Origin of the sequence: Xenophilus azovorans DSM 13620, from assembly GCF_000745855.1 — a bacterium.
In the GTDB taxonomy this organism is placed as follows: domain Bacteria; phylum Pseudomonadota; class Gammaproteobacteria; order Burkholderiales; family Burkholderiaceae_C; genus Xenophilus; species Xenophilus azovorans.
On sequence record NZ_JQKD01000046.1, the window covers coordinates 20,085 to 35,543 of the forward strand.

General features: G+C 69.4%; 21 protein-coding genes and 1 pseudogene. 14 read left to right on the forward strand and 8 right to left on the reverse strand.

The genetic code is table 11. The annotated features are described in order from the left end of the window. Positions 1 to 22: 22 nt before the first annotated feature. The 3 genes from Q392_RS20955 to Q392_RS20965 all read right to left on the reverse strand — a co-directional run bounded on the left by Q392_RS20955 (position 23) and on the right by Q392_RS20965 (position 3,466). Entirely contained in the window at positions 23 to 1,282 is a 1,260-nt protein-coding gene (locus tag Q392_RS20955; RefSeq protein WP_038211881.1) for a hypothetical protein, read from the reverse strand. An 85-nt stretch (positions 1,283 to 1,367) separates the two neighbouring features. Continuing rightward, a complete protein-coding gene (gene kynA, locus Q392_RS20960) occupies positions 1,368 to 2,243 on the reverse strand; it encodes a tryptophan 2,3-dioxygenase (RefSeq protein WP_038211828.1) in 876 nt (291 codons plus the stop codon). A 29-nt stretch (positions 2,244 to 2,272) separates the two neighbouring features. Next, positions 2,273 to 3,466 carry an amino acid aminotransferase gene (locus Q392_RS20965; protein ID WP_038211830.1) on the reverse strand — a complete coding sequence of 398 codons (1,194 nt, stop codon included), beginning with the start codon at positions 3,464 to 3,466 and terminating at the stop codon, positions 2,273 to 2,275. A gap of 141 nt (positions 3,467 to 3,607) precedes the next feature. On the opposite strand from Q392_RS20965, the gene Q392_RS20970 reads away from it, so the two are divergent. Continuing rightward, positions 3,608 to 3,988 carry a RidA family protein gene (locus tag Q392_RS20970; protein ID WP_038211831.1) on the forward strand — a complete coding sequence of 127 codons (381 nt, stop codon included), beginning with the start codon at positions 3,608 to 3,610 and terminating at the stop codon, positions 3,986 to 3,988. A 14-nt stretch (positions 3,989 to 4,002) separates the two neighbouring features. Here the strand turns inward: Q392_RS20970 and kynB are convergent, their stop codons facing one another. From kynB to Q392_RS20995, 5 genes are all read right to left on the reverse strand, one after another. Beyond that, positions 4,003 to 4,677 (reverse strand): arylformamidase, encoded by a 675-nt coding sequence (gene kynB, locus Q392_RS20975; protein WP_051953815.1) that lies wholly within the window; start codon positions 4,675 to 4,677, stop codon positions 4,003 to 4,005. A gap of 41 nt (positions 4,678 to 4,718) precedes the next feature. Beyond that, positions 4,719 to 5,027 (reverse strand): YkgJ family cysteine cluster protein, encoded by a 309-nt coding sequence (locus Q392_RS20980; protein WP_038211832.1) that lies wholly within the window; start codon positions 5,025 to 5,027, stop codon positions 4,719 to 4,721. Between the two features lie 122 nt (positions 5,028 to 5,149). Further along, positions 5,150 to 5,503 (reverse strand): hypothetical protein, encoded by a 354-nt coding sequence (locus tag Q392_RS20985; protein WP_038211842.1) that lies wholly within the window; start codon positions 5,501 to 5,503, stop codon positions 5,150 to 5,152. 182 nt (positions 5,504 to 5,685) lie between these two features. Next, positions 5,686 to 6,324 (reverse strand): DUF938 domain-containing protein, encoded by a 639-nt coding sequence (locus Q392_RS20990; RefSeq protein ID WP_038211844.1) that lies wholly within the window; start codon positions 6,322 to 6,324, stop codon positions 5,686 to 5,688. A gap of 110 nt (positions 6,325 to 6,434) precedes the next feature. Next, the gene (locus Q392_RS20995) at positions 6,435 to 6,989 is read right to left on the reverse strand and encodes a hypothetical protein (protein WP_038211846.1); all 555 of its coding nucleotides are present in this window, start codon (positions 6,987 to 6,989) and stop codon (positions 6,435 to 6,437) included. A gap of 588 nt (positions 6,990 to 7,577) precedes the next feature. Between Q392_RS20995 and Q392_RS21000 the strand changes: the two genes are divergently transcribed. The 13 genes and pseudogenes from Q392_RS21000 to Q392_RS21055 all read left to right on the forward strand — a co-directional run. Continuing rightward, positions 7,578 to 8,891: a tyrosine-type recombinase/integrase gene (locus tag Q392_RS21000; RefSeq protein WP_038211848.1), complete on the forward strand. Its 1,314-nt coding sequence runs from the start codon at positions 7,578 to 7,580 to the stop codon at positions 8,889 to 8,891. Between the two features lie 68 nt (positions 8,892 to 8,959). Continuing rightward, the gene (locus Q392_RS21005) at positions 8,960 to 9,253 is read left to right on the forward strand and encodes a type II toxin-antitoxin system RelE/ParE family toxin (RefSeq protein WP_245610768.1); all 294 of its coding nucleotides are present in this window, start codon (positions 8,960 to 8,962) and stop codon (positions 9,251 to 9,253) included. Next, the gene (locus Q392_RS21010; protein ID WP_038211853.1) at positions 9,250 to 9,525 is read left to right on the forward strand and encodes a helix-turn-helix transcriptional regulator; all 276 of its coding nucleotides are present in this window, start codon (positions 9,250 to 9,252) and stop codon (positions 9,523 to 9,525) included. The genes Q392_RS21005 and Q392_RS21010 overlap by 4 nt, the downstream gene beginning before the upstream one ends. 7 nt (positions 9,526 to 9,532) lie before the next feature. Next, positions 9,533 to 9,682, forward strand: coding sequence for a hypothetical protein (locus tag Q392_RS32945; protein ID WP_157008115.1), 150 nt, complete (start codon positions 9,533 to 9,535; stop codon positions 9,680 to 9,682). Positions 9,683 to 9,814: 132 nt separating this feature from the next. Beyond that, positions 9,815 to 10,267 carry a hypothetical protein gene (locus Q392_RS21015; protein ID WP_211260269.1) on the forward strand — a complete coding sequence of 151 codons (453 nt, stop codon included), beginning with the start codon at positions 9,815 to 9,817 and terminating at the stop codon, positions 10,265 to 10,267. 143 nt (positions 10,268 to 10,410) lie between these two features. Continuing rightward, positions 10,411 to 10,641, forward strand: a complete 231-nt coding sequence (locus tag Q392_RS21020; RefSeq protein WP_038211856.1) for a helix-turn-helix domain-containing protein — start codon at positions 10,411 to 10,413, stop codon at positions 10,639 to 10,641. Then, positions 10,641 to 11,054: a hypothetical protein gene (locus Q392_RS21025; RefSeq protein WP_038211859.1), complete on the forward strand. Its 414-nt coding sequence runs from the start codon at positions 10,641 to 10,643 to the stop codon at positions 11,052 to 11,054. Before Q392_RS21020 ends, Q392_RS21025 begins: the two co-directional genes overlap by 1 nt. Further along, positions 11,054 to 11,413: a hypothetical protein gene (locus tag Q392_RS21030; protein WP_038211861.1), complete on the forward strand. Its 360-nt coding sequence runs from the start codon at positions 11,054 to 11,056 to the stop codon at positions 11,411 to 11,413. The genes Q392_RS21025 and Q392_RS21030 overlap by 1 nt, the downstream gene beginning before the upstream one ends. A gap of 26 nt (positions 11,414 to 11,439) precedes the next feature. Then, positions 11,440 to 12,054 carry a hypothetical protein gene (locus tag Q392_RS21035; RefSeq protein WP_038211863.1) on the forward strand — a complete coding sequence of 205 codons (615 nt, stop codon included), beginning with the start codon at positions 11,440 to 11,442 and terminating at the stop codon, positions 12,052 to 12,054. After that, positions 12,054 to 13,751, forward strand: coding sequence for a helix-turn-helix domain-containing protein (locus tag Q392_RS21040; protein WP_038211866.1), 1,698 nt, complete (start codon positions 12,054 to 12,056; stop codon positions 13,749 to 13,751). The genes Q392_RS21035 and Q392_RS21040 overlap by 1 nt, the downstream gene beginning before the upstream one ends. A gap of 52 nt (positions 13,752 to 13,803) precedes the next feature. Then, on the forward strand, positions 13,804 to 14,049 hold the full coding sequence (locus Q392_RS21045) for a hypothetical protein (protein ID WP_038211868.1): 246 nt from the start codon (positions 13,804 to 13,806) through the stop codon (positions 14,047 to 14,049). Positions 14,050 to 14,113: 64 nt separating this feature from the next. Further along, positions 14,114 to 14,830, forward strand: coding sequence for a hypothetical protein (locus tag Q392_RS21050; protein ID WP_038211871.1), 717 nt, complete (start codon positions 14,114 to 14,116; stop codon positions 14,828 to 14,830). Next, positions 14,830 to 15,459, forward strand: a pseudogene (locus tag Q392_RS21055) (hypothetical protein); the annotation flags it as partial. The gene Q392_RS21050 and the pseudogene Q392_RS21055, both read left to right, overlap by 1 nt.

Below are 15,459 nucleotides of genomic sequence, written 5' to 3' on the forward strand. Positions count from 1 at the left end.
GAAGGCGCGGTCGCGCCTGCGTTCACCACTCGAAGGCGCGCAGGTGCTCGGCGCGCCGCATCAGCCCCTCGGCGCCCAGGTAGTGGCTCAGCTTCCCGCTGCGCACCTCGGCCAGCGCGCCCTCGAGCTCCTGCAGCAGGGCGGCCCGCGCGGGCTCGAAATCGGCGAGCACGTCCGCCCCGCCGGCCTGCAGCGCCTGGCCGATCACACGCGCGCTGGCCGGCGCGCCGCAGGCCACGCAGCGCGCCATGGCCTCGGCGCTGGGCGTGGCACCGGCGGCCAGCAGGCGGGCCGTGAGTTCGGGCGCCAGGGCCAGGTCGATCTCGGTCAGCACGTCGGCTGGCACCGGCGCACCGGCGTCGAGCAGCGCATTCGTGGCCTCCCAGGCGCCGTGGCTGACCGCCAGGTCGATCGCGTTGGCGCTGCCCTGCAGCGACGCGCCCAGGTCCACGTCGGCGGTAGCCAGGGCCTGCACCAGCGCGGCGTCGTCGGTGACGGCGGCATGGCGCAGGGCGGTGTGGGCGAGGGCGGTGTCCTGCGCCAGCGTGCCGTCGCGCAGCGCACCGCGCCAGTCGCGCAGGGCCTGGCGGTAGAAGGCCACCAGCTTGTCCGACAACTCCAGCGGCAGGCCGTGCGAGGTGTGGCGTTCGTCGAGGTATTCGAGCAGGGCCTGGCCCGAGAAGTAGTCGGCGGCGGGCGCCAGCGGGTCTTCCTCCAGGTGCAGGGCGGCGAAGGCGCCCTCGACGCTGCCGGCCACGGTGGCCAGGCTGTCTTCGTGCAGCCGGTGCCGCCAAGCCGGCGGCAGGCCCTTCTTCCAGGCCAGCACCGCGCCATGGTCGGGATGCTGCGGGTCCACGATCACGTAGATGCGGTCGAGGTACTCGAAGCCGCCGAAGGGCAGGTAGTCGAGGCGCCCGCTCCAGGCGGCGCCGTTCCCGGCGGCCGCTTCCTGTGCCAGTTCCAGCTCGTGGTCGATCCAGCCCTGCAGGTCGTGGTAGCCGTCGCTGCCGTTCCAGAACAGCTCGGTCCAGCTGATCGCTTCGTCGTTGCCGCCCATGCGCAGCCGCAGGTCGTAGTCGAGACGGCCGCCGGCCGTCTCGCGCCACAACGCCAGCAGGCCGGGCGGCAGCGGCCCGGCGCAGACGGCCTGCACCGCTTCGATCTGCGCCTCGGGCATCGGCGGCTGCGCGTCGAAGATCACGCGGCCTGCGAAGAGCGCGATGCCGTGTCCGCGCAACGTGGCGCGTTCGCTGTCGGTGAAGAAATCCTGCCAGGCGGCCATGCTCGTCTCCTCGGTCTTGCGTCGGACCATGCTAGCGAGAGAGGACGCCGGCGGCGACAAGGTAATCCTCAGGCCCGCAGGTGTTTCAGAGGTCGGTGCGCAGCTTCCACAGCTCGGGGAACAGCACCACGTCCAGCATCTTGCGCAGGTAGCTCACGCCGCCGGTGCCGCCGGTGCCGCGCTTGAAGCCGATCACGCGCTCCACCGTGGTGACGTGGCGGAAGCGCCAGAGGCGGAAGGCGTCCTCGATGTCGGTGAGCTTCTCGCCGAGCTGGTAAACGTCCCACCAGGCGTGCGGATCGCGGTAGGCGACGAGCCAGGCCTGCTCGACCGCCTCGCTGGCGGCATAGGGCTGGGTCCAGTCGCGCTGCAGGCGGTCGGCGGGCACGGGCAGGCCGCGGCGCGCCATCAGGCGCAGCGTCTCGTCGTACAGCGACGGCGCGTGAAAGGCGGCCTCCACCCGGGCCAGCAGGTCGGCGCGGTGGGCGTGGGGCTTGAGCATGGCGGCGTTCTTGTTGCCCAGCATGAACTCGATGCAGCGGTACTGCCAGCTCTGGAAGCCGCTGCTGCTGGCCAGCCAGGGCCGCATCGCGCTGTACTCGGGCGGCGTCATGGTCGAGAGCACCGTCCAGGCGCCGACCAACTGCTCCATGATGCGGGTGACGCGCGCCAGCATCTTGAAGGCGTCGGGCATCTGGTCGGCGGCGATGCAGCGCCCGGCGGCGGCCAGCTCGTGCAGCATCAGCTTCATCCACAGCTCGCTGGTCTGGTGCTGCACGATGAACAGCATCTCGTCGTGCGCGGGCGAGAGCGGATGCTGCGCGCCCAGCACCTCGTCCAGGTGCAGGTAGTCGCCGTAGCTCATCGACTGGCTGAAGTCGAGCTGCGCCTTTTCCTCGTGGACGATCTGTTCGGGCAAGGCTGCGCCCTCCGCGGCGCCGGCGGATCGTTGCGGGGTCATCGTGGAACTCCTCGGGGCGGGGCTTCGCGTCAGTCCAGCACGGCGGCCATGGCCTCGGCCACGTACTCGACGTTCTTCGTCGACAAGCCGGCGATGCACATGCGGCCGGAGCGCACCAGGTAGACGGCGCGCTCCTTGAGCAGCCGGTCGACCTGCTCGGGCGAGAGCCCGGTGTAGCTGAACATGCCGCGCTGGGTGAGGAAGTAGCCGAAGTCGCGGCCGGGCAGCTTCTTCATCAGCGCGGCGTGCAGGCGCTGGCGCATGTCCTTGATGCGGCCGCGCATGGCGCCGAGCTCGGCCTCCCACTTCGCGCGCAGCTCGGGCGTTTCGAGCACCTGGGTCACGATGCGCGCGCCGTGCGTGGGCGGGCTGGAGTAGTTGGCGCGCACGGCGGACTTGAGCTGGCCCAGCACGCGGTCGGCCTCTTCCTTGTCCTTGCACACGACCGACAGGCCGCCGCAGCGCTCGCCGTACAGCGAGAAGCTCTTGGAGAAGGAGTTGGAGCAGAAGAAGCGCACGCCCGCGTCGGCCAGCGCGCGCACGGCGAAGGCGTCGTCGTCCACACCGTCGCCGAAGCCCTGGTAGGCCATGTCCACGTAGGGGATCAGCTCGCGCTCGGCGATCACCGGGATGATCCGCTTCCACTGCTCCTGCGTGAGATCGACGCCCGTGGGGTTGTGGCAGCTCGCGTGCATCAGCACGATGCTGTGCTTCGGCAGGCCGCGGATGGTCTCCAGCATCGCGTCGAAGCGCAGGCCGCCGGTGGCCGGGTCGTAGTAGGGGTAGGTGTTCACCTTGAAGCCCGCGCCCTCGAACATGGCGCGGTGGTTCTCCCACGTGGGGTCGCTCACCCACACCTGCGACTCGGGGAAGTAGCGCTTGAGGAAGTCGCCGCCCACCTTCAGGCCGCCGGAGCCGCCCAGCGTCTGCAGCGTGGCGATGCGGCCGCTGGCGACGGCCTCGTGCGCGGCGCCGAAGACCAGCTTCTGCACCGCCTGCCGGTAGGGCGCGAAGCCTTCCATCGGCAGGTACGAGCGCGGGCCGATGGACTGCAGCAGCGAGGACTCGGCCTGGCGCACCGCCTCCATCACCGGCAGCTTGCCGTCGTCGTCGAAGTAGATGCCGATGGACAGGGAGACCTTGTTCGGCCGGGGATCGGCCTGGAAGTCCTCCATGAGCGAGAGAATCGGGTCGCCGGGATAGGCAGGAACGTGCGAGAACATGGCGTGCGTCTTGTGGGTGAAAGAGGAATGGCGCGGAACTTAACACCGCGAAAAATGGCGTGGTGTCGGTTATTCCCAACGCTCCTGCATCAAATTCTGCGCCCGTTTCGCCGCAGGAACAGCCCCAATGGAAAGAGCCCTATGAAACAAGTCATCGACGTCGGCCTGCCGGCGCTCAAGCAACCCTTCTCCTGGGCCGTGAAGGCCACCGGGGCGATGCTCTTCACGGCGCACGGCCCGGTGCGGGCCGACGGCAGCATCGACACCGGCACGGTGGAGCAGCAGGCCCGCATCACCTTCGGCAACCTGCGCGGCGCGGTGCAGGCCGCCGGCGGCACCATGGCCGACGTGACGCAGGTGCTGATCTACATGACCGACGTGGCCGACATGCCGGCCATCGACGCCGTGTACCGCGAATTCTTCGAGGCGCCGTACCCCAACCGCTCCAGCGCGGCGGTGGCGGCCCTGGTGGTGCCGGGGATGAAGATCGAGATCGTGGCCTATGCCATGGTGCCGGCCTGACGACGTTCAGGCACTCAGCCCAGCGCCCGCAGCACGGCCCGTACCGGCGAGGCATCCGCCGCCACCAGCTTCAGCGGCAGGGCGATCAGTTCGTAGTCGCCTTCGGGCACCTCGTCGAGCACCAGGTTCTCCAGCACGCGCATGCCGTGGCGGCGGATGGTCTGGTGGCTGGGCAGTTCCTTGCTGTCGGCCGGGTCGATGCTGGCGGTGTCGATGCCGATGAGCCTGACGCCCTTCGCGGCCAGCCGTTCGACGGTGTCGGCGGCGTAGGCGGCCAGGTGCGGGTCCCAGCGGTCGACCGGCATGCGCTCGTAGGTGCGCACCAGCACGCGGGGCGGCAGCGTGTCGTCCACGGCATGCGCGATGTGCGCCCATTCGATCAGCGGCCCGGTGCCGATGGCGTGGATCACGCGGCAGCGGCCGAGGAAGGCGTTCAGGTCCACCTCGCCGATCGGCGCGCCGTCCGGCGCATAGTGCAGCGGCGCGTCGGCGTGCGCACCCACGTGCGGCGACATCGTGATCTGGCTGACGTTGACCGGGCAGCCGGGGCCCAGCGTGGCAGCCCACACCTGGCTGTACGGCGTGTCGCCGGGGAAGACGGGCGTGCCGGCATGCACGGGCGGAGAGATGTCCCACAGCCGGCGTGCGGTGCCGGGCGGGGAAGCGGCGAGGGCGGTCGCGGGAGGCATGCCCGGGATCATGCCGCCGAACCGGCCCCGGATGCCAGCCGTCACGCCGGCAGCGACGGCAGGCCGTGGCGTGCGCGGGCCCGCGCGCAGGCGTCGCTGCCTTCCTCCAGCTCATGGCAGGGGCCGGGGCGCCACTCGTAGATGCCGCAGCCCACGGCCTCGCCGATGCGGCCCGTGAGGGCTGCGCAGCGCGGCTGCACATGGTCGGTGCCGCGCAGCCGCGCCAGCGTGTCGTTCAGCGCGAGCGCCAGGCCCGCGGGCACATGGCCGCCATGCTCGTTCAGCTCGTGGATGCTGAAATCGACGCGGTAGGCGGCGCAGCAGGCGCCGCAGGATCGGCAGGCGGACATGGGAGGGCGGGGAGGGAGCGGCGATCTTGCCACGGGCCGCGCCGCCATCTGCCGGACAAAAGAAAAACCCGGCCACGCCTTCGCGTGCCGGGTCCGCCGTCAGGCGTGCTCCGTCGCCGGGATCAGAGCGACGCGCTGCGATGGGCCAGGCTGCCGCGCGTGTACTGCTCGGGAATCTGGCTGTTCACGAACGCCTTGGCGTCCAGGTTCGACGTCGGGTTGTGCGCGGCCTGCACGGCTTCGGCACGCACCGTCGCGCGGTCGAGCTGGCCGGCCATCTGTGCGCGCAGCGCGTCGCCAGCGGCTTCGCCGTAGGCGTTGCTCTGGCGTGCGGCCGCGATGGCCTGCTGCTGCACTTCGGCGCGGCTGTACGTCGAGTCGACGCTCAGCACGCCCTGGTATTCCTCCGCCTGCGCGGCGCCCACGGCGGCCAGCAGCGACACGGCGGCAACGGCGATGATCTTCGAGGTCTTCATGGTCTTACTCCTTCTTGCTTGGACAGCGTTTGAACAAGGGAGCGAACGGGGCACCTGCCGGGTTCGCTTCGGGTCTGCGTTCAAGCGCTGGCCCGTGAGAAGAATTGTGGGCCGCGGGCATGGCTGGAAACCGCGCGCTTTTCGAACGCGGCGTTCCCGGGATGGAAACAATCGCTGGGTGCTCAGGACGCCTGCCGCGTGCGCGCCTGCAGCGCGAGCAGCAGGTTGTTGGCCGGCATCGCGACCCGCTCGGCCAGGTGCAGGCCCGCCGCTTCGGCCGCGGCGCTCACCGAGGCGAGCGTGCGCAGGCCCCATGCGGGGTCGCGGCGGCGCAGGTCCGCGTCGAAGGCGGCATTGCCGGGCGCGAGTGCTTCGCCCTCCACGATGAAGGGGCCGTACAGGATCAGCCAGCCGCCGTCGCGCAGGCAGCGGCCGGCGCCCTGCAGCAGTGCCTCGCAGCAGGGCCAGGGCGCGATGTGGATCATGTTCGCGCAGTACACCGCGTCCAGCGTGCCCGGCGCCGCCGGCCAGTCGGCGCTGCGCACGTCCAGCTGCAGTGGCGCGGCGACGTTGGGCAAGCCCGCGCAGCGCCGCGCAATGGCAGGCAGCAGGGACGCATCCGGTTCGGTCGGCAGCCAATGCCACGCGGGCAGCGCGGCGGCGAAGTGGGCCGCATGCTGGCCCGTGCCGGCAGCCACCTCCAGCGCCTGGCCGGCGGGCGGCAGCAGCCGCTGCAGTTCGGCCAGGATGGGCGCCTTGTTGCGGTCGGCCGCCGGGCTGTGGGGCAGCGGCGATGCGTCGGAGGGTGCGTGCGGGATCATGAGTGCATTCTGGCCGCTCGGCCCCTCGCAGTCCGCGATCACGGCGCCAAGACGCAGCACGGCCCCGCGGCAAGAACGCACCGCGGGGCCGTGGCTCGCTGCGAGGCGGCTTACCTGCCGACCTTCACGCCGCCCGAGCCCTGGGCCTGGCCCTGGGCGTTCGCGCCCGTGCCCACCCCCTTCAATGCGCCGGTGGCCGAGCCGGCCGCGCCCGTGGCGGCGCCCACGGTGTTGCCGACGGCGCCCGTCGCGCCGCCCACGGCATCGCCCGCACCCTGGACCGTGTTGTTCACCGTGCCCACGGTGCCACCCACGGCCTGCGTCGCGCCGCCCACGGTGCCGGTGACGCCGCCGAGCACATTGCCCACCGTGTTGCCCAGGCCCGCGCCGCCCCCGGCCTGGCCGGCGACCTGCGCATCGGCACCGGCGCGGGCACGCGGCTGGGCCTGCACCTTGGCGCCGCCATGCGCGCTGCCTTGCGCGGCGGCCTGCGAGGGCGTGGTCCGCGCCTTGGTGTCCGCGCCGCCGGAGACGCCCACGCCGGCCTGCACGCCGACGCCCACACCGACGTTCGGCGCTGCGGTCTGCGCCTGCACGACGCCGCTTGCGGCGAGCAGGCCCGCCAGCAGGGCACCAAGGGCGATGCGATGGTGTTGATGGTTCATGGTCAAGGTCCTTCCTTCTTTCGTTGTCGAGCGTGAACAGGTCACGCGGAACGGCGAGACGGCCCGTCTGCCGGCTCGGGACGAACCTTAGGTGCGGCGCCGCGCCGGCCGTGTGCGCCGGTGTCCTGCGCTGTCGTGCGACACCTCCGTCGGCGCAGACGCCGCCTCGTGCGTTGGGCCGGAAGGCATGGATATGAGGGGAAAAAGAAGGAAGATGACGGGAGAAGCGAGATGAATCGCGTTCGGTGCAGCATCTCGAAACGTGGCCCAACGGCAGCTTTGCACGGGCGATACGGCCGGTTTGCGTCAACGCTCTCGCGAGGCGGCAGGGGCAAAAAAGAAAGGCCCCTGACCATCAAGGTCAGGGGCCTTCATCTGGTGCCGGAGAGAGGAATCGAACCCCCGACCTTCTCATTACGAATGAGCGAGATTGAGCATTCATGGGTGTTGATGAATGTTCCGATTCTCGCTTCCTCAGAGGGAAAAATGCGAAATGACGGGGTTGCAGTGTTGATCGAAGCATAGCGATATTCCAAAAATACCCGTACATCGGTCTTACATCTGACCTTCTCATCGCACAATGGCGGGATGGCAAAGATTGCTTTCACTGCTCCTCGCGTAGCCGGCTTCAAGTGCCCCGACGACAAAGCTCAGGCGTTCCTGTGGGACGCGAAATGTCCCGGCCTGGGCCTGCGGGCAACCAGGAATGGCCGCCCTGCCTTCATCTTTCAATCGGAGTTCGACGGCAAGACGATTCGCATGACCATCGGTGACCCGGCGACATGGCGCATCCCGGACGCGCAGGTGAAGGCGCGCGAGCTGCAGCAGATCATCGACGCTGGCCGCGATCCTCGGGCGGTCAAAGCGGAGGCGGTCGCCCGTGATGTAGCTGCTCGCGAGGTCGCGCGCCAGGAGGCCGTGCTGTTCGGCGAAGCTTGGGCCGCCTACATCGAGCGCGGGAGTCCGCGCAAAAAGCTGTCGTGGAAGCCGCGCTACCTTGCGGACATGAAGAAGATGGCGGCGCCTGGAGGCGAGCCGAAGAAGCGAGGGAAGGGCCTGACGCTGCCCGGCCCCATCGCGCCGCTGATGGGCAAGCGCCTCAAGGACATCACCCCGCGCGCCTTGAAGGCATGGCATGAGGAGCAGGCCAAACGAGGGGTCGCTCAGGCTGCGCGAGCGGTCCAGATCGTGTCCGGCTTCCTTCGCTGGTGCTCCGCTGAGGACGCCTACGAAGGGCTGGCCGATCCGCTGGCCGCACGTGACCCGAAAGTCCAAGACCGACTGCCGTCTGCGGCGGCAAGCCATCGCACCGACGCTCTGGGGGAGGGGCAGCTCGCGGCATGGTTCGGCGGGATTGGGCAGATCACCAACCGGACTGCTGCAGCATACCTGCAGGGGCTGCTGCTGACCGGCGCGCGGCGCGAGGAACTGGCGGCATTGAAATGGTCCGACGTGGATTTCCGCTGGAAGAAGATCACGATTGCAGACAAGGTGGGGGACACCCGCACGCTTCCCTTGTCGCCATACCTGAGCGCGATCCTGGAGCAGCTTCCCCGCCTTGACGGCAACCCGTTTGTCTTCGCGTCGCCAGGAGCGCGCTCTGGACGGATAGCCGATCCGCGCTCCGCCCATGCTGCGGTGCTGAAGCACGGCGGCATCGACCATGTGACTCTGCACGGCTTGCGGCGCACTTTCGCTCTGATGGGCGAGCAGGCGGGATGCCCGGCCGGCGCCATCGCCCAGGTGATGGGCCACCGCCCGGGCAGCATGTCGGAGCGGTACAAGCCGCGCACCGTAGACCAACTGCGGCCCTACCTCGAACGGCTGGAAGCGTTCGTGCTGGAGCAGGGCGGTGTGTCGTTCGTTCCGACCTCTGAGCCTGGAAAGCTCCGAGTGGTGTGAATGGGGGCGGAGACGTGAAATCGCAAAAAAGAGATAATGAACTACCTTGGACGGTGGCGCTTCACCCGTTGGCCGAACTGGAACTATTCGCCCTTCCTGCTGACATGCGGGCGCGCTTTGTGCGCATCGCTGAACTGCTGGAGAGCTTCGGCCCGCAGAACGTGGGGCTGCCCCATGTCCGGCCGTTGGAGCGCAAGCTGTGGGAGATGCGCATGCAGGGGCAGGACGGCATCGCGCGTGCGGTGTACGCCGCCATCCAGGGCAGGCGACTGCTGGTGCTGCACGTCTTCGTCAAGAAGGCCCAGACCACACCACGGCGCGCCATCGAAACCGCCATTCAACGCTTGGAGGCACTGCCATGAAGACGCTCGCGCAACTGAAACCCCGGATGCTGTCCGACAAGGCCACCCGCGCAGCCTATGACGCCCTGGATGATGAATTCGCCGTGGCGGCCGAACTGATCGCGGCGCGCACCCGCGCGGGGCTGACCCAGGCGGATGTAGCTGCGGCCATGGGCACCACGCAAAGCACCGTGGCCCGGCTGGAGGGCGGCAAGGCCGTCCCGTCCCTGCGAAGCGTGCAGCGCTATGCCCATGCGGTGGGCGCGCGCGCTGTGCTGCGGATCGTGGCGTAGGGCTGCCATGACCCCGGCACAACGGTTCGCCAGCGTGTTCGACGCGATCGCGGACACGCCCCAGGCGGCGGCCAGCATGCGCGCGCGCTCCGATCTGATGATGAACCTGGCCGAGGTGATCCGGACGCAGGGCATGACGCGGACCCAGGCGGCCTGACGCTGCGTGACAGCAGGGCGCGAAAGTCAAGAGATGGAAGTTGCTGTATCAGCCAAACACCGCGCCGCCATGAGGCAAGAGGCCGCGCTGGCTCTGCGAAGGGCCGGCGGCAGCCCGCCCGAGCACTCCGTGATGCTCGTCCTAGCCGAGTGTTTGCTGTCGGGTACACCCGTCGAGCCCGAGTTTCAGGCGTGGGTGAACGCCATTGCAGCCAAGGCCGTGCTGTCGGGAAAACTTCCCGAGCGGAAACGAGGGGTCAAGCCGGGAAGCGGCCGCGCGCAGTCGGCCGAGCAGGTCGCCGGCATGTACTTCGACTTCATCGACAGCGGAATGGCGAAGGGGGAGGCCATTCGGCGCCTTGCCAATCAATTGCATCTGGTGGATCGGCAGGTAATACGCCGCGTGGAGGACGGCCGTGTGTGGCATGGGGCTTCAAAGGAGGCGCGTGATCAACAGCGCATTGAACGCCGGTATCGCGAGCACTTGCCCACTACGGACCATGGCACTGACGAAGCCCCCCTCGGATTCGCCGGACTCGACACGGCGGATGCGTTGGCGCGCCTCGCCGACATGATCAAGGGATAGCGCCGGCAGTCCGCCGGGGCGCAAAGCCTTGTCGGCGGGTGGAATTGGCCTTTGACATCAAAAGGCCGGGGAATTGAAGTCCTCGTCGATTTGGGGGTGGCTCGGGGACAGTTGCTGCATCGACAACGCCACACGTTGATGCAGTGACCCAAACCAATACCAATACCCAGCAGAGCCGCCCGCACTTTCCGCTGCTTGACTCCGTCACGAAGCCCCACGCGACGACGACCGAGGCGGCCTACTACCTGAACCGCAAGCCGCAGACCCTGCGCGCCTGGGCGTGCTCGGAGGCTGGGCCGCTTCGCCCCATCCGCATCAACGGCCGTCTCGCGTGGCCGGTCGCGGGCCTCAAGGCTCTATTGGGGGTGGCGTGATGCAGAAGGTGCTGGTCATCGGCAACATCGGCCGCGCCGAAGAAGAAAACCCCGCTGGGCACGGGGCGCCAGCGGGGCGAAGCGGCATTGCTGCCGCGCGGAACCAGAGCAATACGCCCGACGACCAGCCGGGCCATGCCAGTGTGGCCGGCTCCCGCGCCGCACCCGATCTCGACTTTTCCCGCCCGGACGTTCACCGGATCGCGCAGGCTCGCTCGCATCTCTCGCTGCTGGGACTCGGCCTCGCCCGGGAGACGACGGCATCGGGCAGCGTGCGCTATCTGGTCACTCATCGCGGCTGGTTCCGCCCCTTCGACACGCTGGACGACGTGTTCGAGTTTCTCCGGGGCTGCTGGTCGATGAAGACCGAAGCGCCCATCAAGAACGTCCCTCTGCCGCGCCGAGGTCGCTGATGCTGGCGCCGCAGATCAAGACCGCGCTGCAGGCGCGCGGCTTCAATGTTGTCGCCTCGCCGGGCGGCGGCTGGTTCATCAGCCGCTGGAACAGCGCGCACTTTTGCCGCGTGCCGGCCGACGTGTCCAGCTTCGCGCGCCGCCTCGGCATCGAACTGGACGACGGCAAGCGCCTCGCGACGGCGCGCGCGCAGGCCGCGCTGCGTGGCGCCCGCCTGGAAGTTGAGACCGCCATCGACGGCCGCGTCCGCTTCCGCCTGGACTGCGCTGATGGCCGCATCCGCTTCGCCGACCACCTTACCGAGATCGAGGCGCTGCTGGCGCCTTCCTCCACCACCGCCGCCCCACTGGCGTCCTGAAATCGCGACCCCCGAAGGAGAACTTGATGATCGTCCTGATCGACAACACCACGACCGCCACCGGCCTGAATGGCGCCAGCTACCTCAATCCGCTGGCGCGCGACCCCAAGGACGCCGACTGCGCGAGCGTGTTCATCGAAGTGCGCCAGAGCACCGCCGTTCAGGAAGCGGCCGCCGCTCTGGTGAGCCGGGTGGCCGACCTGTATGCGCAGCACGGCATCAGCCGCGCCATCGCCGCCGCTGTGCAGCGCGTTCAGGCTAGCGGCCACCACCCGACGCTCGACCTCGTGCTGCAGGCCGTGGAGGACATGGCAGGCGAGGTCAGCATCCTGGCCGAGAACGTCGGCCACGCCGCGCGCCTGGAGGCCCGCCTCGCGGCCGAGTTCGAGCGTGAGCGCCAGAGCGCCATCGGCATCGTGGGCCTGCGCCTGGGGGAAATCCAGCGCGCGCTTTGCGGCGTCGAGCGTGAGGCAGCGCAAGACCTGGCCGACGAGGCCGAGGCGCTTCACGAATGGCTCGACGAGCCGTGGCGGCATCCGCGCGATCTCGTGTCCACGGGCGGCTACTTCGCCGCGCTGTTCGGCGAATCGGACGAGGGTGGCGCCTCTACCGCGACCACCGAAGCCGCGCCCGCGGCTTGATGGCGCTGACCGCCACCCTGCCGCCCCAGCGCCGCTCGCGCATCGCGGCGGCCGCTCAACACCTACTGAACATGAGCATGTCCACCCTCAGTCGCAAGACCCCTGTCCCGTCACCCGAAGCAGCAGCTCTGCGCGCCAATCGCGCGGCCGCATGCATCCAACTCGACGAAATTGCCCAGCACGCCGGCATCAAGGCCGCCGACCTGTACATGTTCGAGATCGGTCGCGGCGATATCAGCGCCGACGACTACGACCGCGCGTGCGTCGCCATCCAGGAGATTTCGGACCGCGCGGTTGCTTCTGTTGGCGAGACCCCTGATCCTGACTACGAAGACGTGCGCGAGTCATCCGCATCCCATTGGACCGGCCTGGAGCGTCAGGAAGACGATCAGAGTCAGCAGAAAGGGGAGACTGGCGACACCGACACCGACACCGACACCGACACCGACACCGACATCGCCACCGCGAGGGGCGAGACCCTGCCCGAGGGCCAGCGCCTGCGCGCCGCGCGCGAGGCCGCCGGCGTTTCGCGCATTCGTGTCGCCCGCCGTACTGGCATTCCCTCGGGCGCGCTGGCGGCGCACGAGGCGAGCGCTCGCCCTCTGCCCCCCGGCGAGTTCGAGCGCATCTCCGAGGCCATCTCCGCGCTGGCCGCCATCTCCAACAGCCGCGCGTCCAAGGCCGGCGAAGGCACCGACGTGGGCGCGGACGCGGACGATGATGCAGAAGCAGAGGCCCCGAGCGTCGCCAGCGAGGGCCATCCGCCTGCCGAGCTGCCGACGGTGGGCGAGAACCATGCCCTCAAGGCGCGTCCCTGGCTGTGGTGGGGGCGTGTTCAGAAGGGCCTGACCCTCGAAGAATTCGCCAAGCTGCTCGGCGTCCCGTGGAAGGTGCTCGATGCCCAGGAGCGCGGCGCTCGCGTCATGCGCATCGATCAGGTGGAGGAGGCCGCCGCGCTACTGGGCGTCCCGCTTCAGGTCGCGCTGGGCGAGGTCGATCCGCAGTCCCCGCTGGACGGCGACGGCATGGACCTGCAGGAGGCGATGGTGCGCTGGCATCGCCCGGTGGCGAACGACGAGGCGGCGCCTGAGGAGGCCGTGCTGCGCTCGCTGGCGGTCCCCGTACGCGAACGAATGATCGCGACGCGCAAGTCGCTCGGGTGGGGTCAGACGGAGGCCGCACGCCGCATGGGCTTCCAAACCTCGGCGCAGCTTTGTCTGATCGAGGGCGGCAGTCGAAAAATCACACTGGAGCACGTCGCGCGCGCGGCCCGCGCGTATCGGACAAGCACCGACTTCCTGCTCGGCCTGCGCGCCGACCCGGACGGCGTCTCGGCGAAGGACCGCATCGTGGAGCGGGTCGGCGAACTGATGCAGGTCGCAGTCAACGAGATGGCCGGCGCAGTCGAGCGCCACGAGGCGGTCGTCGGCGGCCCGACCGTCTCGACGGTGCGCGAGCTGGTCGCTCGCGGGCAGGCATTCCTCGACGCGCTGGCGCGCTTCACCCACATCAACAACGAGATGTTCGTGGAAATGCGCGCTGGCGCCTCTCTGGAGCGCGCCGCCGAGGACTTCGGCACGGTCATGCTGCGCGCGAAGCGGGCGGTGGTCCTGCACGAGGCGGCCGAGACGCAGATGCGCGACGCGATGCAGGCGGCGCTGCGCACGGTCGGCGAAGCGGCGAACGATGCGGCCTGATGGGAAAAAAGACCCTCCGCACGTATTCGCTGGTCGCCGACCATCTCCGGCCATGAACACCGACACCTTTTCGACCACGGCGCCCATCGGCTGCACGGTGCCCTCAGAACCCGAGCAGCCGGTGAGCGAGCGCGAGGCCGGCCGCATCGTCGGCCTGAGCCCGCACGACCTCAAGGCCCGCCGCCTTCGCGGCAATCCCGACCGGCCCTCGCACCTGCGCTACGGCCGCGCCGTCCGATACCTGCCGAGCGAACTGGTTCGCTGGCGTGCCAGCCACGTGGTCGATCCGACGACGTGAACCACAACAGCCCGCGCCGCCAAGTGGGGCGATGCGGATTCGGAATCAACCAGAGGAATACATCTTGAACTTCCAATCGACCAACCCCGCCGCCGACGCGGCCCTGGCGGCCTTCGACCGTGAAAGCGGCATCGGCGCCGCCGCTCGCGCGGTCCTCACGGCGCGCCGCCGCGCTCAGGAAGCTGCGTCGCCCCGTGCCATCCTGGCCGAGGCCCTGCGCATCCTGGCCGACGCCGGCAACAACGAACCGACCGTGGAGGAGGTCGTCGCGACGATGGAGGGCCTCACGGCATCCGCCATCGCCGAGGGCGCGCAGGTGGCCGCTGCGATGGATGCCGTCGTCCAGGCGCTTCGCCGTCACGCAGCCATGATGGAGCCGGTGACCACGGCGCTCACCGCGACGATCCGCGAACTCACCGAGCGCCGGGAGCGCAGCATCCGCGAGCGTGACTCGCTGGTGTTCCAGCCGCCCGAAGGCGACGTTCGATCCCAGCTCCTGCGCCTGCCGGGATTCGACCCGAGCAACCTCCAGCACCTGCTCCTGCCCGAGGCGCCTGCCGCGAAGACCGATGACAAATACGACAAGCTGAACCAGGCGGTGTTTGCGCTCGGCAACATGATCGCGCGCCTGGAGGCCGCGACCGCGCATCGCGTGCTCGATCTCGACCGCCTGGTGGCAGTCGCCAAGGCCGACGGTCACGCCGACATCCTGGCCGCCATCGACAAGGCGCGCACCGCCCTTGGCATGGTGCCGGCTGCCGCCGAGCTGGAGGCCGCCTGATGTCCGTCTCGCAGAAGACCGCCCGCCCAGTGCGCGGAACCGATGCAGAGGACTCCGCGCCGGTCGGCCTGCTCCCCGAAGTGCTGGCGTTCGCTTGCACGCTCCCCGCCAATCTGGCCGGCCTCGTGAGCGCGATCCACTCCCCCGATGCATTTCGGTGTGGCGCCCCAACTGTCGATCCGCTTGCCTTCGCCCGTGCCATCGAGGAGCAGGCAGAGGATGTGACGCTCGGCAGCCTCGAAGGGGTGGAGCGGTCGCTGGTCGCGCAGTCCATCGCGCTGCAATCCATCTTCACCGAACTATCCGTCAAGGCGGCGCGTAAGGGCGACGTGGAGGAGAAGGCCACGTACTACGGCCTTGCGCTGCGCGCCCAGGCGCAGGCCAATGCGACGCTGAAGACCCTGATCGAGCTGAAGCAACCCCGGCAGGCAGTGTTCACGAAGAACGCGGCCGTCAATCAGGGCGAAGGCCCGCAGCAAGTCGTCATGGGCGTGTCCGGAGCCTCGCGCGCCCACGCCCGCGAGGACCGCATTTCGCCGAACGAACTGGAAGCCCTGGAGAACGAACATGGCGGCACGCCGCTGGACGCCGGAGCAGCGCGCCCGGCAATCGGAAATCGCCCGAGCGGC